Below are 24,977 nucleotides of genomic sequence, written 5' to 3'. Positions count from 1 at the left end.
CTCAGCCCGGATACGGATCTGTCGCCCGCGCGGACCGCAAAGCCTTTCCCCACCAGGCCAGTTGCCGCAGCAGCCGATCCGCCGCATCGATGGCGGCGCCGTCCTGGGTATTGCCGTCGGCATCGAATTTGCGCTTGGCCTCGTGGAAGCTCACGGTCTCCCGGATCGAGACCATATGGATCTCGGCGACCACCTGCCGCAATTGCTCGACCGCCCGCAGCCCGCCCGACAGCCCGCCGTAGCTGACGAATCCGATCGGCTTGGCCCGCCATTCCCGTTTGGCGCTGTCCAGCGCGGTCTTCAGCGAGGCCGGATACCCGTGGTTGTATTCGGACGTCACCGCCACGAAGGCATCCGCGGCGCCGACCCGCTCCTGAAACGCGCGCACCTCCGCGTCTTCGGTGAGATCCACCGGCAGCGGCGTCTGGGCGAGGTCGATGACGCCCACCTCGAACGCCTCGTCCGCGTTCGCCGCGCGCAGGAACCAGTCCGCCACCACCGGCGCGAACCGCTGCGGGCGCACGCTGGCGACGATCACTTCGAGCCGTAATGGAGCAGCCATACCGCGAGCCTATCGGGCGTGGACCGCATAATCGGCCAACCCGCGCGCCGGTGCGATCCGGGGCGTGAAATCCAGTGCGCCCCTGGCCCGTTCGGGATTCGCCACCAGATGCCGGATGTCGGTGATCCGATACTGCCCGGTCACCACCGGTTCGGGCGCACCCAGGGCCTTCGACATGATGGACGCCACCTCCCACAGGGTCAGCGGCCGCCCCGACGCGATATTCAACGGCACGAATCCGGGCAAGGCCCGCTCGACCGCGGCCAGCGTCGCCGAGGCGATATCCCGCACATGCACGAAATCCCGCATCTGACCGCCGTCCTCGAACAACCGCGGCGCCCGCCCCGCCGTCGATTCGGCCCGGAATCGCGCCACCAGCCCGGAAGCGGCCGAGCGAGAACGAATCCCGGAAGCCGGATCCCCGTACACATGGTGGTACCGCAACGCCGTCACCGCGGACCCGGTCCCCGTCGCCCAGGCCAGCGCATAGTGCTCCTGCGCCACTTTGCTTGCCGCATAAGCGCTCCGGGGCCGCAACGGCGCATCCTCCCCCAGCGGCTCCCAGGTCAGCAGCTCCCCCGTCCGCGGCGCCCGATGATCGAACAACCCCCGATCCAAATCCCCCCGCCGTCTCAACCCGGGAAAGAACGGCCCACTCCGCACCCCCCGATACCGCCCCTCCCCATAAACCGCCACCGAGGAAGCCAGCACCAGCCGCCCCACCCCCGCCTTCTCCATGGCAGCCAACAGCACCGCGGTCCCCGCATCATTGTGCGACGCATACAACGCCGCCCGCCGCATCCCCACCTCCCCCGCCGGAGTCACCCCGGCACCCGCCGGTCGTTCAGCCTCTCCGGCCGGCCCACGCACGCACGGCCCAACCCCGTGCACCGGATCATCCCGCCGCACCTCCCGAGCCTCACCGCTGCTCGCGCCCTCCCGCACATGCCGGTCGGCGCTCGCCGGGTCGCCCGACCCATCTCCGTCACCGGCATCGGCCGAATGATCTTTTCGGGCAGCGAGATTCGATCCGGTCGCCGGGCCCTCGCCGTCGCCCCGCGATACGGGGGTGTGCGTGTGCGGGGCGGCGCGGCGGATGGGGCGGGCAGGGGGTTCGGGGAGGTCGGGGAGGGGGACGGCGGCGGCGAGGTGGCAGACGACGTCGATGCCGGGCAGGAGGGCGTCCAGGGCCTCGGGGTTGCGGATGTCGACGAGGGAAACGTCGTGCGGGAGGGTCGTATTCAGGTCGTGGGCGGAGTCGAGGAGGGCGTCGATGGCCACCACCTCGTGGCCGGCGGCGCGGAGGGCCTGGTGGACGTGGGAGCCTATGTAGCCCGCGGCGCCGGTCAGCAGCACGCGTAGTCGGTCGGCCTGGGGTCTTCCGCCGGCGCTCATGTCCTCAGCCTAAGCCCCCGCTTCGGGGTGCCAACGGGTGGCCGTGCAACGCAATCGGCCCGGTCACGGCCGTGTGGGCCGGGACCGGGCCGAAAGCAGTTCGGCTGGTGGTGGTTACCGCGGCAGCTCGAAGGGCAGCTGCACGCCGGTGCCGGTGAGAACCCGGCACTTGTCGCAGGTGTCGTCGCCGTCGACGGCGGCCACGGCGCGGCGGACCAGCGCCTTGAACGGCACCAGATTGCGCTCGAATTCGGCGAACACGTTCGCGGCGCTGACGCCCTCACCGGATTCCAGTCCGGCATCCAGGTCGGTGACGAGAGCGATTGCGGAGTAGCACATTTCGAGTTCGCGGGCGAGCACGGCCTCCGGGTGCCCGGTCATATTGACCAGCTCCCAGCCCTGCCCGGCGAACCAGCGGCTCTCGGCGCGGGTGGAGAAGCGCGGTCCCTGCACCACGACCATGGTGCCGTGATCCTTCATCGGCAGTTCGGTGCCCGCGGAGGCGATGGCGGCGGCCCGCAGATCGCCGCAGTAGGGATCGGCGAAGGAGACGTGCACGCCGCCGGCGTCGTAGAAGGTCTGGTCGCGGCCGGAGGTGCGGTCGACCAGCTGGTCCGGAACGGCGACGGTGCCCGGCCCCCAGTCGGCGCGCAGGCTGCCGACGGCACAGGGACCGAAGACGCGGCGCACGCCGAGCGTCCGCAGCGCCCACATATTGGCGCGGTACGGCACGGTGTGCGGCGAGTACTCGTGCTTGCGCCCGTGCCGCGGCAGGAACGCCACCGAGCGGCCCTCGACCTGGCCGATGGTGATGGGCGCGCTCGGCGCGCCGTACGGAGTGTCGAGCTCGACGGTCGTCGCGTCGTCTCCGAAGAAGTCATAGAACCCGCTGCCGCCGATGATGGCCAGCGAGGCCCGAGGATCCGAACTCATGCGCTGATTCTTGCGCACTCGTGCATGGATGGCGGCACCAGGGCGAACACTGTACCCTAGGGGGGTATCGACGACGGAATGAGGACGAATCCGGTGACCGACCAGCAGCCCACCGAGACCACCGCGAAAACCGCCGAGCAGCCCGGCCACGACCATGCCGGCCACGGCTACATCACCTCCAAGGACGACTACCTCAAGCGCCTGCGCCGAATCGAGGGCCAGGCCCGCGGCCTGCAGCGCATGGTCGAAGAGGAAAAGTACTGCATCGACATCCTCACCCAGGTCTCCGCCATGACCAAGGCCCTACAGGCCGTGGCCATGGGCCTGCTCGAGGACCACATCAGCCACTGTGTGGTCGACGCCGCCGTCGCCGGCGGCCCCGAGGCCGAGGCCAAGATCAAGGAAGCCACCGACGCCATCGCCCGCCTGGTCCGCTCCTAGCGCCTAGCAGGCGGCGATGCCGCCCGGATAGCTGCCGAGCGAGAGCGGGAGGGCCCACCGGTCGGGGCCCGACTGCCAGCCGGACACGGCCCGGCGCGTCCCGCGGCGCGCGGGCGCCGCCGCCTTGCGGGTGCGCAACTGCCGATCGGTATCGAGGTGCTGGGCATCGATACCGGAGGCGCCGAGTTCGAGATCCGCCAGGAGGATGCCGTCGGCGCCTTCTTCGAGCGGTGCCACCACTTCTTCCCCGTCGGCGGCGTAGATGTGCGCCCGCCCGGTGCGCGGCCCGGCGAGCCCCCGGCGACCATCCCAGGCCGCTTCCCCCACCACGACACAGGGCGCGAGCACGAAGGCGCCGGCCTCGAGGGCGTACATGCGGCTCACCGTGGTACTCGATTCCGGCCCTGCCGCATCACCGTCCGGGCTGCCGGGCCAGGCGGCGATGTGTAGTTGTTCCTCGTCGGCGCGTAGGGCCCGGGTGAGCAGCGGGCGCTGATTCTCCTGCCCGGACAGGGCGCCGTATTTGCCGATCGGAGTGTGGTGCACGGCAGGCAGATTCGGGGTGCCGGAGGCGAATACCTTGCGTTCCACACTGTTCAGCCCGGCCTTGCGCCGCACCGAGACGATCTCGCCGTAATCGTCGATGACGGCCTGCGCCATATAGATTCGCCGTTCCTGCCGTTCACCGAATCCCAGTACGACGTGAATGCCGTGCGCACGTGCGGCATCGGCAATGGCATCGATTTCAGCGCCGTCCCGGGTCATCGAATTCTCGCGGGCACGAGTCGAATACTCGACGTTCCACTGGTTGGAATCGACCCAGCACCACCAGGGATATCCGGGGAGAAACGTCTCCGGAAATGCGATCAGCCGGGCGCCCGCACCCGCGGCGGCGCCGATCAGGTCGATGACCTGTGCGACACCCTCCGCCAGCCGCAACCATTTCGGCTCGGCCTGGACGGCGGCGACCCGTACCGTATTCTTCATCGCGTTTCCCTCATGGGTCGTGATGCTCGCCAACACTTTCCGGCGTTGCAATGGCCGACCGTGCCGTTCGACCGACTGATCATGCCAATGCTCGAAAAGCTCCCGGTGTGGTACCCATTTCCAATCGGAAGGATCGATAGAAACTCCGTTCGGTCAGGAACCCCGCCGCTTTGGCCACCGCGGAGAGCGGCAACTGCGGCGCATTGCGCAGCAGATCGCAGGCGCGTTCGATCCGCATGCGGCGCAACACCGTTCCCGGACCGCCCTCGAACTCGCCGAACACCCGGTACAGGGTGCGCCGTGACATGCGGCACCCCTCCGCGATCCGGTCCACGCCGAGGTCGGGATCGGCGCAGTGGCTGCGCATGAAGGCCAGTACCCGTTGCCGGTTGAGCACATCCGCTGATTGGTCACGCGGAATACCGCCCGCGGCCGCCACTACCGCCGCCGCGAGCAGATCCATTCCGGGTTCGGCCAGCAGCGCCGCGCCGACGGGATCGGAGCTCTGCAATAGCGCCACATTCCGGAAGAACCGTCCGACCACGCCCGGTGTGGTGTCCCTGGAAAACGTTGTGGCCGTAGGTATATCGAGATTGGAAACGCCGTATCGATCACGGAGCCGGCTCAGCGGAACCTGCACGACGACCTGTTCGAACTGTTCGTAGAAATCCCATCGATAGGGACGCGTGCTGTCGTAGAACACGATTCCGCCCGGACCGATATCGGCTTCCCGGCCGTCCTGGAACAGGCGCGCATTGCCGATGGTCGGGATGCTGGCGAGCAGGTACTCGCCATTCGTCCGCCCGATCAGTCGTTCGGTCCGGCGGATCTTCTGTTCGGTGGATCCGGCTATCGAGAGTTCGAGATCGCCGTAGCCGGCATGCTCGATATAGCCAAGAAAACGACCGCTCGGTTTGGGCGAAACGGCGAGTGGGACATAGGCTTCGCTCACCTGAGCTTCCCAGCGTTCGAAGGCCTCCGACGCCGATGTTTCCGGCCCGGACCGCACTTCGATCCGATTGACCGCCTCTGACTGCTCCACTCCGCAACCTCGATGACCATCAACGGCCAGCATCCGACCGAATACGGGGCAGTTTCTCAGATTTCCACGGCTCCGACCAATACGGCCATACCGATCGAGGATGGACATACCGGTGCTACGCAGCGGATTCGCAGCTCAAATCCAGCTCGAGATCGGCGTACAGCAAACCCTCCTCATGCCCACCCAGCGGGGAGGCCAGCTCCTCCCCGCCGGGCGCGAAGATGCGCGCATGCCCACCCGGTCCACGAACCAGCTGCTTTGCCGGTTCGGCACCACGACGGCTCTCGCTGCCCGCCACATCCATGATCGCGCAGGCCGCGATCACGTTCAGATGGCCAACCACCGCGTACCAGAGCGTGGCCGCATTGTTCACCCGCACACCCCATTCCACGTCCCGCGCCACGATGAAGCCCGGCCAGGACACGATGTGCACCTGCGCACCTGAGCGCTCCAGCTCCCGGCGTGCGGGCAGGTGCAGCTGCTCGGAGCCGCCTTGCACCCCGATACGGCCGATGCCGGTGCGGAAGACGGACGGTTCCGCGGCTTCACCGGCACGGAAGATCCTGTGTTCCAACGGCGTCAGCTCGGGCTTACGACGGACTCCGAGCAGCACCCCACGATCGTCGATCAAACATTGCGACATATACAGCGCGGCGCCGCAACGCTCGCTGAACCCCAGCAGCACGTGAATCCGATGCCGCCGCGCCGCATCCGCAATGCGCCGGAATTCGGTGCGGCCCACCGTCATCGAATTCGTCCGATAGCGCGCGAAGAAGCCCTGGCCCCAACTCAGCGAATCCAGCCACAGCCACCAGGGATAGCCCGGTAGAAAGGTTTCCGGAAAGGCGACCAATTGCGCTCCCCCGGTTGCGGCCTTTTCGATCAGCTCGATTGCCTGCTGGACGCCGGACCGCAAATCCAACCACCGCGGCTCGGCTTGTACGGCTGCAACGCGCACCTTGGTCGGCACCTCGGCTCCTTCGACACGGATCGGATTGATCTGTGCCATCACCCTTCGCCGAACGAGTGCTGGGTGCAGCGACATCCCGTGCCGAGCTACCGACCGCGCGTGCCTGCGTCCAATTGAACTCGGAATTGTCCGGGGGTAAGACCGGTTTCCTCGCGGAATGCTCGATAGAAATGCCGGTCGGTAGCAAATCCGGAAGCCGCCGCAATCGCGGAAAGCGGGCGCGTCGGATCGGCGCGCAACAACCGCCGCGCATGCTCGACCCGCATGCGCCGCACCAGCGCCGCCGGGCCGCCGATGTCCTCGCAGACGCGATAGAGCGTGCGCCGCGAGACGAGGCAGGCGTGCGCCACCTCGTCGACCGTCAACTCCGGATCGGTATAGCGTTTTCGCAGGTAGGACAGGACCTGCTGGCGCGTGTACAGCGAATCGGAGGGCGCGGGCGAACTCTGCCCGGTGGCCAGCAGCACCGCCGACGAGAGCATCCCGGCAATTTCCGATTCCAGAATGTTTGCGGCCTTATCGGTTTCGTCCGACGGCAATTCCGCCAGCCCTCGGAAGAAACCGGCTACCACGCCCAGCGCACCGGTGGTCGGCATCGGCGTGGCAATCGGGAGTTCATCGCGAATCAGGCCGGCATGTTCCAGTACCAGAGTCATCGGGGCGCGAACAATCGTGGACGAGGAATTCTCGGTGGTGCGGCTCTCGATCGGCCGGGCGCTGTCGAAGAAGGCAATGGAACCGGCCGGGCTGTCGGCCGTGCGACCGTTCTGTTCGGTCCAGTTCGCGCCCTCCACCACGATATTCACCAGCAGGAATTCGCCGGTGGCCTGCTCGACCTGACGTTTGGTGCGGGTCAGGCGCAGTGCGCTGGAGGTCATCAGGGTGAGGCTGGACCGATCGAATTGGGTGCTGGTGATCCGGCCGTGCCAATGCCCCTTGGCCAGCGGCTCGATGGACGACGGCACGACCGCATCCGCGACGATGGACTCCCACTGCTCGAAGGCCTGGCGCGCAGATACATCCGACGTCGAACAGACCTCGGCGCTGGCAGTTGCCGCGTTACCCACTGGTGCATCATCCCACCCGGCGGAGCACGGCAAACCGGGATTGGGGCGGTTCGAATCCGGCGAAACGGACCAGTTCCGTGGTGAATTCATCAAGACCAGTCCGCCTGCCCGGTCGTCGGCGGCTCGAAGCGACGACCGGGCGGCGCCTCCTCATCGCAGGACCTGGCCCGTCGGCTTCGTCGAGGACTGGCAGCGCGGGGCGAATTCCTACCCAGTATTCACATCGGTTGCCGCGCTGTGACTGTCCCCTCGTGCCAGATCACTGCCATTTCACGTCAGGGCCCATAAACCCCTGATCAGGCATTGGTTGTACGGAATTCGCCAGGCGTCATGCCCATCTCGCGTTTGAAGGCCCGATAGAACTGCCGCTCGGACACGAAACCCGATGCGCGCGCGACCGACTGCAACGGCCGGGTGGCGTCGGTGCGGATGAGCGACAGCGCGCGTTCGACCCGCATGCGCCGCAGCATCGAGGCCATCCCGTCCTCGCCGTTCTCGAACAGGCGGTACAGCGTGCGCCGCGAGATCGCGCAGGCCGCCGCCACCCGGTCCACGGTGAGTTCCGGATCGGCATAGTGCCTTTGGATGTACATGAGCGCCCGCTGCTTGGTCAGCGCGTGACCGGGCTCGTCGCGCGGCAGATCCCCGGCCGCCAATTGCACCACCGAGGCCAGCAATCCGGTGCCGTGCCGGGCCAGCACCGCCGCCTGATCCGGTGCGGTGTGCTGCAAATGCGCGAGGCCGCAGAAGAACCGGCCCACGATGCCGGCCGCACCCTCCGGCGGAAAGCGCACCGCGGTGGGCATCCGGTCGGCCGGCACCCCGGAGGCGCCGACCACCTGTGCCAGCGGCACCTGCACCGCCACCACGCCCCAACTCGACTCGAAGTGCGCGGTGAACGGCCGCGAGCTCACGTACAGCATGAGCCCGCCGTCGGCCATCTCCCCGACCCGGCCGTCCTGCTCCAGCCACCCGTGCCCGTGCGTGGTGACCGTCGCGAAAAGGATCGGTTCATCCGGTTCGTGGATCAACCGCGGAATCCTGCTGATGTGCTGTCCCGAAGCGGTGACGGTCGATACGTCGATGTCCTCGAACCGGGACTGCACGATGCGCGCCTGGAAGTCCCCCGGCCGCACCGGTGTCACCACCAGCGGCACATAGGCCTGCGCGACCGCGGCCTCCCACTGCTCGAACGTCTCCTGTACGGAAACCTCCGGCATCGACCGAACCTCCACCACTGCGGGCTCAGAGCCGCCCCTCATGGCCCGATTGTCGCACCACCGCAGCCCGGAAAATCCGAAATCCCTTCATATCTTCCAACTTTCATAGCCACTGTCCGAATTAGGCCATTGCCCGTAACTTGCGCGGCGAATCCTCATTCCGGCCTGTGTCATTCATTCGCACGCGCATTTGCGACATCATGCGAACGCACAACACGACGCGATCGAGGCCCCTTCGAACGCGGGACCGAATTCCACTCCACCGCACCATAATTGACGTAACACCAGGTCGAGAGCCGAATGTGACACCCGCACCTACGAACCGGCCACACACCCGAGCAAGGGGGCGACAACCTTTCCGAGGATTTCGCAGTGCCGCCCGTGCGGCAGCATGGGCAACTTCGAGGCAGACAAACCCGACAATCGTGTCTGTAGCACCAAAGCCGCGGCGCCATAGGGCGGCATGCCGTCCGCCGAATCGCCGTAGTCGTCGTCCTCGAGCCCGAGCGCCGCCAGTTGCGCATCATGCAGTGCCCGCGCATACAGCGCCCGCACCGCACGCAATCGGAAATCATCCGGCGCAATAGCCTCGGACGACGACGGGCAGAGTTCGTGCGCCATACCGAGGGCGCCCGCCAGCTCCTCCTCGCCCAGCGGCAGGATTTCCTGCACCGCACCGCAATCGAGATCGTCCACCGACAGCAGGAAGCCGTGCTCCCGTCCCGCCCGCCGGAATGTCCCGTACAGCAGGCACCGTGGCGCCTGCGAGTCGGTCAGCACCAGAAAATCCCCCGCCGCCACGGGTTCCGTCAGCTCCCCGGCCCAGTCCGGCGCCGATACCCCCAGCGCCGTGAGCCGATCGGCGGCCCGTGCACATGCACGGGCGACCGGTCCCGCGGTCAGCACACCCAATGCCCGCAACATCCCCAGGCCGGCCGCATCCCCTCGCGTCTCGAATCGCGCGACGAGCGATTCGGCAAAGGCCCTGCCGACCCCGGGACTCAGCTCGACCCCGATCGACAGAAACGAGGCCACCAGTAGCTCGGCATCGAATGCGTCGGTCGCCGCCCCGAATTCGGCTGCCGCCAGATCTATCTCGGCCACCGTGGCGTCGAGATCGAAACCCCCGCAAACCGGGCAGTCACACCGTTCGGCCCGGCCCCGCCGTTCCATCCCCCGCGCATTCCGTGCGCGCCGGTTGTTCCGCTTGTGCCGCTTGCGGCTTCGCCTCCCCTGAGTCATGAATCGAGTGTCGCCAGCCCGTTCCCGGAACACACCCCCTGGCGAAACCTCGCACCCCACGGCCTCGGCGCGTCGCGCCGAACGCGCGATTACGCGTCGTGCTCGGCGCCGGAATGCGTGGTCAGCGGCCTGGTGGCCCGACGGACCGTGATGATCCCGGCGAGCACCACCAAGGCCGCCAGAACCACTTCGGTGACTACGAATTGCAGCAGGTGCCGACCGGTGATGCCGCCGATCAGGATGGGCCCCACCAGGACCGGAATCAGAATGACCGTGAACGCGCGCCAGATCTCGGCGCGCCGGGTGGCCGGATCGGAATCGGCGGTGCGGCGCAGGGTTATGGAGATCACGGCCGCGCCGACGATCGTGTAGATGACGACCGGAACGGCATAGAAGAATGCGTGCACGGATGCTCCTCCGAATTCGGGCAGACAGTCGGCGTGGGCGGTCGATCAGTCGCCGCAGCACCCCTCGGGGTCCGGAACGGTCCGCACCTCACGGGTCTGGGCATTGCGGGCGGCCAATTCCGAATCCGCCGGATAGTCGACGGCGATCAGAGAAAGACCGTGCGCGGGCGCAACGGTAATAGAGCTGGAGCGCTGGCGCTCGTCCAGCAAACTCGCGATCCAGGCGGGCGTGCGCCGGCCCTCACCGACCGCGAGCACCCCGCCGACCAGGCTGCGCACCATGGACCAGCAGAAGGCGTCGGCGCTGACATAAGCGGTGAGAATATCGCCGTCGCGCTCCCAATCGAAGCGCTGCAATTCGCGAATGGTGGTGGCGCCTTCACGGCGGCGGCAGAAGGCCGCGAAATCGTGCAGCCCCAAGAGGTTCCGGGACGCCTCTCGCATGGCGTCCAGATCCACATCGCGGCACGGCACAATGTGCCGCGCCTGCAACGGTTCCGCGCCGTAGGGGGCGGTGGTCAGGTGATACGCGTAGTGTCGCCGGATCGCCGAGAACCGCGCATCGAATTCCGCGGGCACCAGCCGAACGTCCTTGACGCGCACGTCCTTCGGGAGAAACCGCGCCAGCCGGTGCACGAGCTTCGGCCCGTCCACTTCGGTGTGCGTATCGAAGTGCGCGACCTGACCTTCGGCATGCACGCCCGCATCGGTGCGCCCGGCCACGGTCAGCTGGATCGGCTCGCGCTGCACCTTGCTCAGCGCGTCCTCCAGGACGCCCTGCACGGTGCGCAGGCCGGGCTGCCGGGCCCAGCCGGTGAAATCGGTGCCGTCGTAGCCGATGTCCAGTCGTACCCGAATCGAAACCGCTTCCGGCTCCTGATCCTCCACGGTCACAGCGATCTCCTGGTTAACATGGAGAAAGCCCGCCGACCCGGAGGGGACGGCGGGCTAACTCATGGCTTCCCTACTCTTCGGGGTTTCAGGGGCTCGCCCCTGAGACCCCACAAGAGTCCGGATGGAAGACTCAGTCTTCCTTCTTGTCCTCGGCGGCCGGGGCGTCGGCGAGGACCTCGGTCTCGGCGGCCGCGGGGGCATCCTCGACCTTGGCCTCGGCCGGAGCCTCGGTGGCCTTCTGCGAAGCCGCGACGCGACGGGCCCGATCGGCCTCGTTGGTCACGGTCTTCTCACGGACCAGCTCGATGATCGCCATCGGAGCGTTGTCACCCTTGCGGGGGACGGTCTTGATGATGCGGGTGTAGCCACCCTCACGACCCTCGAACGAGGGACCGATCTCCGCGAACAGGGCGTGCACGACGTCCTTGGAGCGGATCACCTTCATGACCTCGCGACGGTCGGCAAGGGAGCCGGCCTTCGCCTTGGTGACGAGCTTCTCGGCGTAGGGGCGCAGCGCCTTGGCCTTGGCCTCGGTGGTCGTGATACGACCGTGCTCGAAGAGCGCCGTCGCCAGATTGGCGAAGATCGCCTTCTGGTGCGACGCCGTCCCGCCGAAGCGGGCACCCTTCTTGGGCTTGGGCATTGTTTGAATCTCCTGTGTCTAAGGCCGATTCGGGGTCTGCGCCCCGGACGGCCTAAAGCTGTTCGGTCTCGGCGTAGTCCTGCTCGCCGCTGTCGGTGTCGCTGAACGAACCACTGTCGCTCCAAGTACCGCTCGCCGCGTCGTAGCCGACGACGGAGGACGGGTCGAAGGAAGCCGGGGAATCCTTGAGGGACAGGCCGAGCGAGTGCAGCTTGACCTTGACCTCGTCGATGGACTTCTGGCCGAAGTTCCGGATGTCCAGCAGATCCGACTCGGTGCGGGCGACCAGCTCGCCGACGGTGTGCACACCCTCACGCTTGAGGCAGTTGTACGACCGAACGGTGAGATCCAGGTCCTCGATCGGCAGGCCGAACGAGGCGATGTGGTCCGCCTCGGCCGGGCTCGGGCCGATCTCGATGCCCTCGGCCTCGACGTTCAGCTCGCGCGCGAGACCGAACAGTTCGACCAGGGTCTTGCCCGCCGACGCCAGCGCATCCCGCGCGGAGATCGAGTTCTTGGTCTCGACATCCAGGATGAGCCGGTCGAAGTCGGTGCGCTGCTCGACACGGGTGGCCTCGACCTTGTAGGTCACCTTCAGAACCGGCGAGTAGATCGAGTCCACCGGGATCCGGCCGATTTCCGCACCCGACGCCTTGTTCTGAACGGCCGGGACGTAACCGCGACCGCGCTCGACCACGAGCTCGATCTCCAGCTTGCCCTTGTCGTTCAGGGTGGCGATGTGCATGTCCGGGTTGTGCACGGTCACGCCCGCCGGGGGGACGATGTCACCGGCGGTGACGGTGCCCGGGCCCTGCTTGCGCACGTACATGGTGACCGGCTCGTCCTCTTCGGACGACACGACCAGGCCCTTGAGGTTCAGGATGATGTCGGTGACATCTTCCTTCACGCCGGGAACCGTGGTGAACTCGTGCAGCACGCCGTCGATGCGGATGCTCGTGACAGCGGCACCCGGGATGCTCGAGAGCAGGGTGCGCCGCAGCGAGTTGCCGAGGGTGTAACCGAAACCCGGCTCCAGCGGTTCGATGGTGAACCGCGACCGGTTCTCGGACACGACCTCTTCGGTCAGCGTCGGTCGCTGTGAAATCAGCATGGACTATTCCTCCTTCAAGAGCGCCCACCATTTGACGCTCACGACTTGGATTGCGGGAGAAGACTTTTCGGCCCGGAGGCAAGTAAAAGCCTTCTCCCACCAGCGGTGCGCCAGCGCACCTATAGGTTCGAGCTACTTGGAGTAGTACTCGACGATGAGCTGCTCGTTGATCGGAACATCGATCTGAGCGCGCTCGGGCAGCTGGTGAACCAGGATCCGCAGACGGCCCGGAACAACCTGGAGCCAGCCCGGGACGGGACGGTCGCCGACGGTCTCACGAGCGACCTGGAACGGCAGCGTCGGAAGCGACTTGTCCTTGACGTCGATGATGTCCCACTGCGCCACGCGGTAGCTGGGGACGTCGACCTTCACGCCGTTGACGACGAAGTGGCCGTGCGACACGAGCTGACGAGCCTGACGACGGGTCCGGGCCAGACCGGCGCGGTACACGACGTTATCCAGACGGGTCTCCAGCAGACGCAGCATGTTGTCGCCGGTCTTGCCCTTCTGGCGGTTCGCCTCTTCGTAGTAGCGGCGGAACTGCTTCTCCATGACGCCGTAGGAGAAGCGAGCCTTCTGCTTCTCCTGGAGCTGCATCAGGTACTCGGATTCCTTGATCCGCGCGCGGCCGTGCTGGCCGGGCGGGTAAGGACGACGTTCGAACGCCTGGTCGCCTCCGACGAGGTCGACACGCAGACGACGCGACTTGCGGGTGATGGGGCCTGTATAACGAGCCATTTTTCGCTAAATCCTTTCCCGCTAGACGCGACGCCGCTTGGGCGGACGGCAGCCGTTGTGCGGCTGCGGGGTGACATCAGAGATCGAGCCCACTTCCAGGCCGGCGGCCTGCAGCGAACGGATCGCGGTCTCGCGGCCCGAACCCGGGCCCTTCACGAAGACATCGACCTTCTTGACGCCGTTCTCCTGCGCCTTGCGGGCAGCGTTCTCGGCGGCGAGCTGCGCGGCGAACGGGGTCGACTTACGCGAACCCTTGAAGCCGACGTGACCCGAGGACGCCCAGGAGATGACGTTGCCTTCCGGGTCGGTGATGGACACGATCGTGTTGTTGAACGTGCTCTTGATGTGTGCGTGGCCGTGCGGGATGTTCTTCTTATCCCGGCGACGGGCCTTCTGTGTCTTCTTCGGGCCAGCGGCCCGGCTCTTCGGAGGCATGCGCTATCCCTACTTCTTCTTGCCGGCGACGGTCTTCTTCGGACCCTTACGCGTGCGGGCGTTGGTCTTCGTCCGCTGGCCGCGCACGGGGAGACCGCGCCGGTGGCGCAGACCCTGGTAGCAGCCGATCTCGATCTTGCGACGAATGTCGGCCTGCACCTCGCGGCGCAGGTCACCCTCGACCTTCATGTCCGAAGCCTCGATGTAATCGCGAAGCTTGGTCAGGTCGTCGTCGGAGAGGTCCTTCGAGCGGAGGTCCGGGCTGACGCCGGTCTCCACCAGGATCTCCTTGGCGCGGGTCTTGCCGATGCCGAAGATGTAGGTCAGCGCGATCTCCATGCGCTTTTCGCGCGGGAGGTCGACGCCCATCAGACGTGCCATGGTTGGCATTCCTTAACTGTTGCGGAGGTCTGCTCCCTGTCCGTCCCCGCGTAATTGGGGCCCCGGCCTCCGTAACCGGGGGTGAGCCGCCATCCGCCCCGTGCGGGGCTCGGCGACGGCGACTGGCGCTGGGAGTTTCTTCTTGTTGCTAGCCAATCCGAACCGCGTTCGGTGCTTGGCTGGTGAGCGTCGAGCCCGGCACGAGGCCGGGATCCGAACCCGGCACGAGGCCGAGATCAGCCCTGGCGCTGCTTGTGGCGCAGGTTCTCGCAGATCACCATGACCCGACCGTGACGGCGGATCACCTTGCACTTCTCGCAGATCGGCTTGACGGACGGCTGAACCTTCACGTCAGATCCAATCTGGGTTGTGGTGTTCACTGGCCGTGAACACAGTTTTTCCCCGACCGGAAATGGCCGGGGAAACCCGGGGCGCGTAGCCCCGGAAATCTTTGGCGCCCTTGGGGTTTCACCCCGTCGGGCCTACTTGTAGCGGTAGACGATACGGCCGCGCGTCAAGTCGTAAGGCGACAGCTCCACGACGACACGGTCCTCGGGCAGGATGCGGATGTAGTGCTGCCGCATCTTGCCGCTGATGTGAGCGAGAACCTTGTGGCCATTCTCCAGCTCGATCCGGAACATCGCGTTGGGCAATGGTTCGATAACCCGGCCCTCGACCTCGATGGCCCCTTCCTTCTTCGCCATATCCTCCGCGATCCCGGTTAGGCTGAACCTGGTTGGTTCATGCTCATTACGGCTTCTCGGTCACCTGCAGTTAGTCGTGCACTCCAGTCGACCCGGTGCGATACTCAGCTGCGGTGACATGAGGACATGCCACAACCACTATGTAGGTGCACCGCCGACCAAGCTTACCCGTTTCCCCAGATGCGGCCAAATACGGGCCCTCTGACGTGGGACGGAACACTCCGGCCGGGCGGCCTCCAACTTGCCGGGCACGCACTTGCCGGGAATCGCTAAACTACGGCCTTGTCCTGCAAGATCGATCGAGCAGTCGGGGGTAGACGTGAGCCGCAACAACGACGGGCTCCCCATGCTCCCGCCATGGCTCTCCGAGTCCGAGGTCAGCCAGTCCAACACGGGTTACGAAGCCCCCGTCGAGAACCTGCCCCACGACGACCTCATCCCCGAGAAGAAGTCGCCCCGCAGCCTCTTCGGCAAGCGCAAACCCCGCAAAGACAACGACCCCGACCAACCAGCCGCGGCCGACCGCACCCCCCAGCAGACCCCCGACCCCCAGTCCCCCGGCCCCGGCCCCCAGAGCCCCGCCGGACCCAACGGTTCCCCCCAAGGCCCGGCCGGCCCGCAGGGCGCCAACGCCCCCGCCTCCCGCTGGCAGTCCCCGCCGGAACCCACCCCTCCCCGGAACGGCGACGCCCCCTCCGAAGCCCGGCCCAAGCAGAGCCTGCTCGGCCGCCCACCCCGTCCCACCACACCCCAGCAGGGCCCCGACACCCCGATTTCGCAGCAGGGACCCGACAACCGCCTGCCACAGCAGGAACCCGACAACCGCCTGCCACAGCAAGGTCCCGGCAGCCGACTGCCTCAGCCAGGTCTCGACGGCGGGGCGCCGCAGCGAAGTCCCGAAGGTCAACTGCCGCAACAAGGCCTGGCCGGGCGACCGCCTCTGCCCGCCGCGCCGCAGCAAGGTCCGGACAGCCGCCTCCCGCAACCGGGCCACGAAGGCAGCTTGCCCCAGCAAAATCCGGATAGCCGACTGCCGCAGCAGGGTCCCGACAACCGCCTGCCACAACCGGGCCTCGAAGGCCAACGGCCACAACCCGGTTTCGATGGCCGGATGCCGCAGCAGGGGCTCGGTAGCCGACTGCCGCAGCCCGGTCTCGATGGCCGGATGCCGCAGCAAGGGGCCGATGGCTGGGCGGCGCAGCAGGTTCCGCCGGGGCAGCAGGCCCCGGCCGGGCAGCAGCCGCCGATTCCACAGTCGCCCCAGATGCCGCAGCGGGATCCGGGGACGCACTTCCATCTGCCGGGTCAGCCGAAACCGGAAGGCGCGCAGGTCCCTCCGGCCCGGCAGGCAGGCGGGCCGCGGTTCGATGCGCCGCCGGCCGAAGGTAGCCAGGGGCATTTGCCGCAGCAGGGCAGCCCGGGCTTCACTCCGCCCGCGCTGCCGCCATCTCCGGCGGTCGGGCGCGGGGCGCCTTCGCCTGCCGATACATCGGAGACCAGGGCCGAGACCCTGCCGCCCGCACCGCAATCCGTCGGTCCGTCGGATATGACGGTCCATATGCGGCCGAACCCGGCCGGAGCGGCCATGCCGGGCGCGGGTCCGGCGTTGCCGGGCAATGCCGGCCCAGGGGTGTCCGATCTGACGACTCGGATGCCGCTCCCACCTTCACCGTCCGAGCTGGCAGCCGCTGAAAAGGGTTCTCCCACCCACGAATCGGCGAGCCCCGACCTCTCCGGAGGAGCGGCCGCCGGTGCCGTGCCGTCCGCACCCCGCGAGACGCCGCCGTTCACGCCACCGGAGATCCCCGCGAGCCGCGCTTTCACCGATGCAGATCCGCTCGCCACGGCGAACGCACTGCTCGACGCCCTCACCCAGAGCGGCCCGCTGAAGGCAGTCGACCCGCTCGCCCCCGAGACTTCCTCCTCCGCCGGATCGTTGCTTGGCCCCGCCTCCGGACACGGCAATAGCGCTGCTGAGTCGGTCGGCGCAGCCGGCTCTGGCAACGCCACCGGGTCCCGCAATGCGACTGAGCCCGGCAACGCGGCTGGACCGTACGACGCGGCCGGGCTGGGCAATACAGCCGGGCCGAGCAACGCAGGCGGGCAGAACAACACGGCCGGGTCCGGTGCGGCCGGGTCGGGTACGGCCGGGTCCGGTGCGGCCGGGTCGGGTACGGCCGGGTCGGGTACGGCCGGGTCGGGTACGGCCGGGTCGGGTACGGCCGGGTCGGGTACGGCCGGGTCGGGTACGGCCGGGTCGGATGATTCTGCCGGTGCGGATGCGCAGGCTGGCGAACTGCTGCCGGGCGAGGATTCGGCGCGGGGGCGGCATCGGGCGCTGGATGCTCCGCTGCCGTCGGCGCCGCAGCTGCGGCCCGATCCTTCGGCTTCCGGTGCGCCGCATCAGGGTTCCGGGCTCAATGGGTATGGGCCGCGCGGGGGTGCTCTGCCGCAGCAGGCGGGTCCGCTGCCGGGTACTCCGCAGTTCGCGCAGCCGCCTTATCCCCCGGTGGGTCAAGCTCCGGGGCAGGCGAATCCGCAAGCGTTCGGACCGGACGGCGCGAATGATGGTGTGCGGCGTTCGCTTCCGTCGGATCTGACGGTGACCGATATGCCGAGCAGTGCCGGTGCGCCGCAGGCGCCCGGCACGGCAGGTGCGGGTGCCGGCTTCCCCGGCTCGCAGCCGGGGTCTCAGCCCTGGCCCGGCCAGTCGTACGGTGTGCCGGGGCAGCCACCCTCGGGCGGATTCGCCCAGCCGGGCGGTCCTGTCTCGCAACCCGATTGGAATGCGCCCGCTCAGCCCGGCGTGCCGCCCGCACCGCAGTCACGCCCGACCGATGAGACGGTTCTCGGCCTTCCGATGACGGCGCCCATGCCGGCCGCGGATGGGCCGCAGGCAGATCCGCGCCCCACGAGCGACCCGTCCGGTTACGCACCGGCTCCCGGGCAGCCGCAGTCCGGCGGATACGGACCGCACTCCGCACAGCCGGGCGGCTACGCCCCCGGACAACCGAACTACGGATACGCACCGGGGCAGCCGGATAGCTTCGCGTCCACACCGGGACAGCCGGACGGGTACGCGCCCGCGGCGGGACAGCCTGATGGTTATGCGCCCGCACCAGGCCAGCTGGAGGGCTATGCACCCGCCCCGGGACAGGCCGGTGGTTATGCGCCCGTGCCTGGCCATCCTGAAGGCTATGCGCCTGCGCCGGGACAGTCGGATAGTTACGCGCAGGCACCGGGTCGGCCGGAGGGTTATGCGCCCGGGTCGGAGCAGCCGGGTGGTGGAGCGCCTGCGCCGGGGCAGCCCGGTGGATACGGGCAGGGATATCCGGGCGGGTACGCGCAGGGGCAGTCGGGCGGGTACGCGCAGGGTCAGTCGGGCGGGTACGGGCCCGGAGCGCAAGGTGGTTATGCGCAGGGGCAGCCCGGTGGGTATGTGCCGGGGCAGCCGGGAGCTCATGGGGCGCCGGGGATGCCGGGGCCGTCGTTGGATGATGTGCCGTTGCGGCGGGCGAAGAAGGCGCCGGCGGGGTCGGGGTGGCGGCGGGCCGTGCATCACATGTCGGGTGGGTCGATCAATCCGGGGATGTCCGCGGAGGAGCGGCGGCTGCAGGAGTTGGTGGCTCGGATTCGGCAGCCGGTTCGGGGTGATTACCGGATTGCGGTGTTGTCGCTGAAGGGTGGTGTGGGGAAGACGACCACGACCATGGGTCTGGGGTCGATCTTCTCGTCCATCCGGGGTGACCGGGTGATCGCGGTGGATGCGAATCCGGACTTCGGTACCTTGTCGCAGCGAGTCAGTCTGCAGACGCGTTCTACGGTGCGGGATCTGTTGCTGGACGAGCATATTCAGCGTTATTCGGATGTGCGCCGGCATACCTCGCAGGGCACGAGCCGTCTGGAAATTCTTGCGAGTGAGCGGGATCCGGCGGCGTCGGAGGCGTTCAGCGAGGAGGAGTACCGTGCGGTCGCGCGGATCCTGCAGCGCTTCTACAACATCATTCTGACCGATTGCGGTACGGGACTGATGCATTCGGCGATGGCGGGTGTGCTGGATCTGGCGCATTCGCTGGTGCTGATTTCGTCGTCGGCCATCGATGGCGCGCGTAGTGCGGCGGCCACGCTGGACTGGTTGTCGCTGCACGGTCACGATCATCTGGTGCGGAATGCGGTGGTGGTGATCAACCTGCCGCGGCCGGGTGCGCCGAATGTGGGTATCAATCAGCTCCGGGATTACTTCCTGTCGCGGTGCCGGGCCGTGCACATCATCCCGTACGACCCGCATCTGGGTGAGGGCGCGGAAATCGATCTGCACCGGCTGCATAAACAGACCAAGCGCTCTTATGTGGAACTGGCGGCGACGGTCGCCGATGATTTCGCCACCGACCACCGCCGGCACCGCGGCTAGGGTGCCGGCGGAGTCGCTGTTCTGCACGAGCTCTTCCGATCGAATGGTCCTCCGGCCGGGGCGGTGTTAGGTTCTTGGCTCGGAAAGGGGCGTATGTCTTTCGGAGTCAACAGGTTCGCCGCGATCGTGGTCGGGCTCGCAGTGATGGCGGTTTCGGCAGCCTGTGGTAGTGAAAGCGCACCGGATTACGGTAAGTACCCAGCGCAGCGAATAGCGGGTGACTATGACTCGCAACCGAGTCGGGCGCGCGGAATTCTGGCGGAGTCGGTGCGGCTCGGTGAGCGTCTGGTCTTCGCTTCGGATGTCGATCCCGATCTGAAAGCGGGCCGGGGCGGTGGTGTGCTGGCCGACTACACCGGGCTGAATTACTCGCTGATCCCTGGTGCGCAGGTCGCGGCGGCGAATGCCCATGGTGTGCAGGGAGCTTTCGGTGTCGCGGCCGCGGATAAGGCGGGTGCGGACGCGAAGAAGCAGTTGAGCGTTTCGCTGCTCGAATTCCCCGACGATCAGGCCGCCGCGGCGGCAGCGGTGGATATGGAGCGCGCCGATTTCTATCAGGCTCCCGACAATGCCCCGGTCCTGGTGGATGCCTTCCCCACGGCGTGGGCGCATTGGCGGCCGGGTATTCCGGCGCTGTCGAGCACCTTCGCCTGGAAGTCGTTGGTGATCAGAGTTTCCGCGCAGTTACCGGATCCGGATCCGGCCGCGCTGGTGAACATGGTGACCGCCGCCTATCAGAAGCAGCTGGCCCTGCTGGATTCGTTCACGCCGACGGCGGCGTCCGAGCTGGCGGCGCTGCGCCTGGATCCGGATGGTTTGCTGCCCCGGTTGGTGAAGACCGGCGACAATACTCCGGACCGGCAGAATTTCGCCGTCTACGGTGTCCGCGCCTACGCGCAGCTGGGCGCCGATCCCGCGGGCGATTTCGCGGCTACGTCCGGCGCCGGGCTGGTCTCGATGGCCATGTCCCGCAACAATCAGCTTTTCCGTCTCCGTGACGCGGCGACGGCCCACGATTTCACCGCCTATCTGACGAGCCGGGGTTCGGATGCGAATTACGCACCCCTGTCCGGTGTTTCGGGTGCGACCGCGTGTGCGCAGGCGACCCAGCAGGTTCCCACCCAGCTGACCCCCTACCGCTACCGCTGTTTCGTGACGCACGGCGAATTCGTGGCGCGGGTGTACAGCGATACGGAGTCCGATGTCCGGCAGCTGGCCGCGGCGGAGTCCGCGGTGCTGGCGGATCGCCGGTGAACCGTTCGACGGACGAGATCCGTGGCGGCAGTGACTATTTGGTGAAAGGTACGGCATGAAGGCGCTGGCGCCGCAGGACCCGAAGTGGCTCGGCCGCAATCGCATGATCACGGTGATGGGCCGCGGCGAGATGGGTCAGGTGCTACTCGGTCGTTCGCCGGCCGGGAAGCTGGTGTCGGTCACCCAGATTCATCGGCATCTGGCCGGCTCCCCGGAGTTCCGGGAGCGCTTCCAGCGGGAGATCGACGCGGGCCGGCAGCTGACGGGCGCCTATACGGCCACGGTGGTCGACAGCGATACCGAGACCGAAAGCCCGTGGCTGGCCACGGAATACATTTCCGGCCCGGATCTGGGCACGGTGATCGCGGAATGCGGTCCGCTGGATCTGGGTGGCCTGCGCCTGCTGGCGACCGGCCTCGCCGCCGCCCTGGCGGAGATCCATCGCGCCGGTCTGGTGCATCGTGATCTCGGCCCGAGCAGTGTGCTGCTGACCCCGGAGGGTCCGCGCGTGGTCGGTTTCGGGATCGCGCGCGCCCTGGACGGTGACGCCCCGGCGACGTCCGCGGGCGCGGTAATCGGTTCACCCGCCTATACATCCCCGGAGCAGGCCGAGGGCCGCGGCCCGACCTCCGCGGCGGATGTCTTCTCGGTCGGCTCGATCCTCACCATGGCCTCGACCGGTGAGAGCCCCTTCGCCGGCAAGTCCACCCAGCAGATCCTCTACAGCGTCGCGCACACGACGCCGCTGACCGCCCGTGTCCCGCAGGGCCTGCGCGACCTGGTCGATTCCTGCATGACCAAGGACCCGGCGGAGCGCCCGACCGCCGACCAGCTCGTGAAGGCGGCCGCCCGTATCCCCGCCGAGCCGATCTGGTCGCAGGAGGTGCAGGACTTCATCGTCGCCCACCGCACCGACGCCGAATGGTGGGTGCAGACCACCGAGCGCGAGAGCTCCTACCGGGATCAGCTGGAGCACATCGAGACTCGCCGCCGCCGCATGCTGCGCTGGGCGGGCCTGGGCGCGGTGGCCGTGGTGGCGGTCGGCGCGGCCGTGTTCGGCGTGACCCGCTGGACGGACGATTCGGGCCGGCCCGCGCAGGCGGCGCAGCCGGTGGCCGATCCCGCACTCGCGCAGGGCGCCTCGGATCTGCGCCTGCTGGATGCCTGCAAGCTCCTCGACCTGTCCCTGTCGGGCAAGCTCGGCACCGCCGCCGATCCGCTGCAACCGGAGGGCTTCGGTTGCAGCGGTACCTTCGCCGATTCCGGCAAACCGGCCGCGTCGTTCTCCTTGTCGGTCGGTGTGCCGCCGTCGAATTCGACCCCGACGGGCAAGACCGTGGCCTGGGCCCCGATCGTCGGCGCCGCCGGCCCCTCCCCCACCTGTGCCCGCGCGGTGACCACCCAGAGCGATGACCCGGTGACCCTCCAGCTGTCGGCGGGAATCGACAACGGCGATGCCTGCCCGATCGCCGAACAGGCCCTGACCCTGATCGGTGAGCAGCTGGCACACGCTGTCCCGCAGTCGAACCCGCCCGCCGGCTCGATACTGCGCCTGGATCCCTGCACGGTCCTGGACCCGACCTCCGCCAAGGCGGTCTCCGGCGATCCGGGCCTGCGCACGTCGACTCCGCACACCTGCACGGTCGACGGTGCGGACGCCTCGATCGAGGTGGCCCTCTTCGAAGCCGAGCGCGTGGACAAGTCGGCGGATCACCCGACCGCCGTACCGGTCGGCTCCTTGACCGCCTACACGTTGAGCCCCCCGGACAGCCCGCACTGCGAGGTCACCTACGTCGTGCGCCCGACCACCGACGACCGCGCCGAGCAGGTCGCGGTGGTCGCCCACAATCGCGGCCTGACGCCGGGCGCGTGTGACAAGGCGGAAAAGGTACTGGCCGACGTGATTTCGCGGATGCCGAGGCCATGACGAATGGCGGTCCGGGCCGCCCTTGCGCCCGGACCGCACATTGGGGTTTCGGCTACCAGGCGGGGAGCCGCCGGCGTCCCGCGAGCACGTCGCGCACGAGATCGTCGTAGGCGTCCGACAATTCGGCCAAATGGTGCCAAGCGCCGTGTAGCACTTCATCATTCGCGTCAAGGGTCATCAACGCGTGATGGGCGCGCACCGAGGCCTCGGCCAATCGGTCGATGACCGACCCGACGGTTTCGGTGTGCAGCGTGGCGCCCAGCCGGTGCTGGGGCACGGAGCGCACGATCCAGTCGTCAATGGCCATGACCAATTCGATTCGGCGGCGCTTGTTTTCGATGATCGAGGTGGGATCCGTCTCCGGCCCGACGCCGCCCCGGCCGACCACTCTGCGCTCGTGCAACACCGCTAGATCGCTGGCGAACCACAGCAGAGGTCCGCCGATCACCCGGTGTCCGCGACAAGCGCGCAAGAGTAGGTCGGAAGTGGGTAAGAGGCCCGCCGCGAACGGCTGTGCCTCCATGACCGCATACTCAGGGGACACGTCGGGCAATGCCACAACGACCGTGTTTGATGTCTCCGAACCTGCCACGTTGCCTCGCGTTCATCGACGTATAACAACACCGCATTCAGGACGTTCATTACAATAAACCTCGGAATGCGTATGTCAAGCCTTACACGGCAGTAGGACAGCCGGAGTAGACTTCGGTGCCTTGAAGCAACAACCGAGGAGCGAGATGGCGGACGGTCCGAGATATCAACGGATCGCAGACCTCCTCCGCGAGGAGATCCGCGCCGGCAAGTGGGAACCGGGCGATCGACTACCGAGTCACAATGAGCTGGCCATTCAGATGCAGGTCTCGATCACGACGGCCCGCAATGCCATTCAGCTCCTGGTCGCCGAAAATCTGGTCTACACAGCGACTTCCCGCGGCACGATTGTGCGCAGTCAGGAAGTCCTGGAATCCGTTGTCACCAACCATATTCGCCCGGACCGGCCGCGGGCGGCGCACGACATCTTCGTCGAGATCGCCCGGACCGCCGGCCGGGAGCCGTCCAAACAGTTCAGTGCGCGAATGGAACCGGCCAGTTCGGAGGTCGCGCACTGGCTGGGCGTCGACCAGGACGCATGGGTGGTTTCCCGCACGGTCATGCAGTATCTGGACAACGAGCCCTGGTCGTGGGAGGTGAGCTTCTATCCGCGAGATCTGGCCGAGGCCACCGGAATCGACTGTCCGCACGATATTCCGGAGGGCACCACGCGCCGGCTCTCGGACCGGGGTTTCGCCGAGACGGCGCATCGCGACACCATTGTCGCGCGGCCCGCGACGGCGGAAGAAGCGGCCGTGCTCGGCATCGGCGCGGGCACCGTTCTCCTCGATCATTTACGTATCGGAGCAAATCACGAGCGCATCACCAGAGTGACACGGCACCGTTCCACCGCAGCCCGCAACCGACTGGCTTATGAATTGGGCGATGACGATGGAACGGACATTATTCGTAAAACCCTGGGCGCGCCGTGTCCGCCCGGCAATTCCCATTCATTCGGTAATTCCCTTTTACCCGGCTCACCATGAACCCGCACCTGCGCCGCGCCGACATAAGCGATCTAGGAACCGTCACTCGATTGCGGTTGCAACGCACCAATTGGCTGGCGGCTCGCGGCAGTGATCAATGGACCCGGGCCGGACGTGGACTCCCCATCGAGCTCTTCGCCCGGTCCGTGGCCCGGGCCGTGCGCGCCGGCGAAACCTGGATAGCGGAGATCGACGGCGAATCCGCGGGCACCATCACGGTGAACAATCGCGCGGACGAAGGTCTCTGGTCCCCCGGTGAACTCGCCGACGCGGTGATCGTCCACTACATGATCGTGGACCTCCGCTTCGCCGGGAACCACATCGGCGAGGCGCTACTGGCGCACGCGGCCCACCTGGCCCGCACCGCGCATCGCGGCTGGGTCCGCCTCGACGCCTGGACCACCAACGAGGGCCTGCACGACTACTACCTCCGCAACGGCTTCACCCTGGCCCGTATCGCGGGTCCGGAGGCCACGGGGCCCTCCAGGGCCCTGTTCGAGCGTCGCACCGCCAGCTGGCTGCCCCAGCCCGCCACGATTCTCCCCACCGCTTACCAGGGCCTCATCCAATTGCATGCTCGCCGAGCGCAATTGCCGTCCGCCCTGACCACGCACCGGGATGTCGTCGGCTGACCGA

The 24,977-nt window shown here is 67.5% G+C and carries 25 protein-coding genes; 6 read left to right on the top strand and 19 right to left on the bottom strand.

Annotation, left to right across the window (positions count from 1 at the left end; genetic code table 11):
- Window position 1: 1 nt before the first annotated feature.
- The 3 genes from ACH438_RS18340 to ACH438_RS18330 all read right to left on the bottom strand — a co-directional run bounded on the left by ACH438_RS18340 (window position 2) and on the right by ACH438_RS18330 (window position 2,890).
- On the bottom strand, window positions 2-562 hold the full coding sequence (locus ACH438_RS18340) for an NADPH-dependent FMN reductase (RefSeq protein WP_397006597.1): 561 nt from the start codon (window positions 560-562) through the stop codon (window positions 2-4).
- Between the two features lie 9 nt (window positions 563-571).
- Complete coding sequence (locus tag ACH438_RS18335) at window positions 572-1,957, bottom strand: NAD-dependent epimerase/dehydratase family protein (protein WP_397006595.1); 1,386 nt, start codon at window positions 1,955-1,957, stop codon at window positions 572-574.
- Between the two features lie 114 nt (window positions 1,958-2,071).
- Window positions 2,072-2,890, bottom strand: a complete 819-nt coding sequence (locus tag ACH438_RS18330; protein ID WP_397006593.1) for an S-methyl-5'-thioadenosine phosphorylase — start codon at window positions 2,888-2,890, stop codon at window positions 2,072-2,074.
- A 78-nt stretch (window positions 2,891-2,968) separates the two neighbouring features.
- Between ACH438_RS18330 and ACH438_RS18325 the strand changes: the two genes are divergently transcribed.
- The gene (locus ACH438_RS18325; RefSeq protein ID WP_397006591.1) at window positions 2,969-3,331 is read left to right on the top strand and encodes a metal-sensitive transcriptional regulator; all 363 of its coding nucleotides are present in this window, start codon (window positions 2,969-2,971) and stop codon (window positions 3,329-3,331) included.
- A gap of 3 nt (window positions 3,332-3,334) precedes the next feature.
- Here the strand turns inward: ACH438_RS18325 and ACH438_RS18320 are convergent, their stop codons facing one another.
- The 15 genes from ACH438_RS18320 to infA all read right to left on the bottom strand — a co-directional run bounded on the left by ACH438_RS18320 (window position 3,335) and on the right by infA (window position 15,172).
- Entirely contained in the window at window positions 3,335-4,318 is a 984-nt protein-coding gene (locus tag ACH438_RS18320) for a nitrilase-related carbon-nitrogen hydrolase (RefSeq protein WP_397006589.1), read from the bottom strand.
- 79 nt (window positions 4,319-4,397) lie between these two features.
- Entirely contained in the window at window positions 4,398-5,360 is a 963-nt protein-coding gene (locus ACH438_RS18315) for a helix-turn-helix domain-containing protein (protein ID WP_397006587.1), read from the bottom strand.
- A 115-nt stretch (window positions 5,361-5,475) separates the two neighbouring features.
- On the bottom strand, window positions 5,476-6,330 hold the full coding sequence (locus ACH438_RS18310; protein ID WP_397006585.1) for a nitrilase-related carbon-nitrogen hydrolase: 855 nt from the start codon (window positions 6,328-6,330) through the stop codon (window positions 5,476-5,478).
- A gap of 86 nt (window positions 6,331-6,416) precedes the next feature.
- On the bottom strand, window positions 6,417-7,397 hold the full coding sequence (locus ACH438_RS18305) for an AraC family transcriptional regulator (RefSeq protein ID WP_397006583.1): 981 nt from the start codon (window positions 7,395-7,397) through the stop codon (window positions 6,417-6,419).
- A gap of 296 nt (window positions 7,398-7,693) precedes the next feature.
- Window positions 7,694-8,617, bottom strand: coding sequence for a helix-turn-helix domain-containing protein (locus tag ACH438_RS18300; RefSeq protein ID WP_397006581.1), 924 nt, complete (start codon window positions 8,615-8,617; stop codon window positions 7,694-7,696).
- Between the two features lie 315 nt (window positions 8,618-8,932).
- Window positions 8,933-9,790, bottom strand: a complete 858-nt coding sequence (locus ACH438_RS18295; RefSeq protein ID WP_397006579.1) for a hypothetical protein — start codon at window positions 9,788-9,790, stop codon at window positions 8,933-8,935.
- A 158-nt stretch (window positions 9,791-9,948) separates the two neighbouring features.
- Window positions 9,949-10,266, bottom strand: coding sequence for a hypothetical protein (locus tag ACH438_RS18290; RefSeq protein WP_397006577.1), 318 nt, complete (start codon window positions 10,264-10,266; stop codon window positions 9,949-9,951).
- 45 nt (window positions 10,267-10,311) lie between these two features.
- Entirely contained in the window at window positions 10,312-11,166 is an 855-nt protein-coding gene (truA, locus tag ACH438_RS18285) for a tRNA pseudouridine(38-40) synthase TruA (RefSeq protein ID WP_397007129.1), read from the bottom strand.
- A 124-nt stretch (window positions 11,167-11,290) separates the two neighbouring features.
- The gene (gene rplQ / locus ACH438_RS18280; RefSeq protein WP_397006575.1) at window positions 11,291-11,803 is read right to left on the bottom strand and encodes a 50S ribosomal protein L17; all 513 of its coding nucleotides are present in this window, start codon (window positions 11,801-11,803) and stop codon (window positions 11,291-11,293) included.
- 52 nt (window positions 11,804-11,855) lie between these two features.
- Complete coding sequence (locus tag ACH438_RS18275; protein ID WP_029923719.1) at window positions 11,856-12,914, bottom strand: DNA-directed RNA polymerase subunit alpha; 1,059 nt, start codon at window positions 12,912-12,914, stop codon at window positions 11,856-11,858.
- 132 nt (window positions 12,915-13,046) lie between these two features.
- Complete coding sequence (gene rpsD / locus ACH438_RS18270) at window positions 13,047-13,652, bottom strand: 30S ribosomal protein S4 (protein WP_397006573.1); 606 nt, start codon at window positions 13,650-13,652, stop codon at window positions 13,047-13,049.
- Between the two features lie 21 nt (window positions 13,653-13,673).
- Window positions 13,674-14,087 (bottom strand): 30S ribosomal protein S11, encoded by a 414-nt coding sequence (rpsK, locus tag ACH438_RS18265; protein ID WP_397006571.1) that lies wholly within the window; start codon window positions 14,085-14,087, stop codon window positions 13,674-13,676.
- 9 nt (window positions 14,088-14,096) lie between these two features.
- Window positions 14,097-14,468: a 30S ribosomal protein S13 gene (gene rpsM, locus ACH438_RS18260; protein WP_397006569.1), complete on the bottom strand. Its 372-nt coding sequence runs from the start codon at window positions 14,466-14,468 to the stop codon at window positions 14,097-14,099.
- Window positions 14,469-14,704: 236 nt separating this feature from the next.
- Window positions 14,705-14,818: a 50S ribosomal protein L36 gene (rpmJ, locus tag ACH438_RS18255; RefSeq protein WP_033085975.1), complete on the bottom strand. Its 114-nt coding sequence runs from the start codon at window positions 14,816-14,818 to the stop codon at window positions 14,705-14,707.
- A 132-nt stretch (window positions 14,819-14,950) separates the two neighbouring features.
- Window positions 14,951-15,172, bottom strand: a complete 222-nt coding sequence (gene infA, locus ACH438_RS18250; RefSeq protein WP_040804562.1) for a translation initiation factor IF-1 — start codon at window positions 15,170-15,172, stop codon at window positions 14,951-14,953.
- Between the two features lie 319 nt (window positions 15,173-15,491).
- Between infA and ACH438_RS18245 the strand changes: the two genes are divergently transcribed.
- The 3 genes from ACH438_RS18245 to ACH438_RS18235 all read left to right on the top strand — a co-directional run bounded on the left by ACH438_RS18245 (window position 15,492) and on the right by ACH438_RS18235 (window position 22,764).
- Window positions 15,492-19,583: an AAA family ATPase gene (locus ACH438_RS18245; protein ID WP_397006566.1), complete on the top strand. Its 4,092-nt coding sequence runs from the start codon at window positions 15,492-15,494 to the stop codon at window positions 19,581-19,583.
- Between the two features lie 93 nt (window positions 19,584-19,676).
- Complete coding sequence (locus tag ACH438_RS18240; protein ID WP_397006564.1) at window positions 19,677-20,837, top strand: hypothetical protein; 1,161 nt, start codon at window positions 19,677-19,679, stop codon at window positions 20,835-20,837.
- 55 nt (window positions 20,838-20,892) lie between these two features.
- Entirely contained in the window at window positions 20,893-22,764 is a 1,872-nt protein-coding gene (locus ACH438_RS18235) for a serine/threonine-protein kinase (RefSeq protein ID WP_397006562.1), read from the top strand.
- Between the two features lie 52 nt (window positions 22,765-22,816).
- On the opposite strand, the gene ACH438_RS18230 is transcribed toward ACH438_RS18235, so the two are convergent.
- Window positions 22,817-23,323, bottom strand: coding sequence for a DUF4254 domain-containing protein (locus ACH438_RS18230; RefSeq protein ID WP_397006560.1), 507 nt, complete (start codon window positions 23,321-23,323; stop codon window positions 22,817-22,819).
- 178 nt (window positions 23,324-23,501) lie between these two features.
- Here ACH438_RS18230 and ACH438_RS18225 point away from each other — a divergent pair, with 178 nt between their 5' ends.
- Window positions 23,502-24,341: a GntR family transcriptional regulator gene (locus ACH438_RS18225; RefSeq protein ID WP_397006558.1), complete on the top strand. Its 840-nt coding sequence runs from the start codon at window positions 23,502-23,504 to the stop codon at window positions 24,339-24,341.
- Entirely contained in the window at window positions 24,338-24,973 is a 636-nt protein-coding gene (locus ACH438_RS18220) for a GNAT family N-acetyltransferase (protein WP_397006556.1), read from the top strand. Before ACH438_RS18225 ends, ACH438_RS18220 begins: the two co-directional genes overlap by 4 nt.
- Window positions 24,974-24,977 lie beyond the last annotated feature (4 nt).

The organism is Nocardia sp. NPDC020380 (assembly GCF_044386975.1).
Taxonomy (GTDB): Bacteria; Actinomycetota; Actinomycetes; order Mycobacteriales; family Mycobacteriaceae; genus Nocardia.
This window is presented reverse-complemented; position numbering and strand designations above follow the sequence as displayed.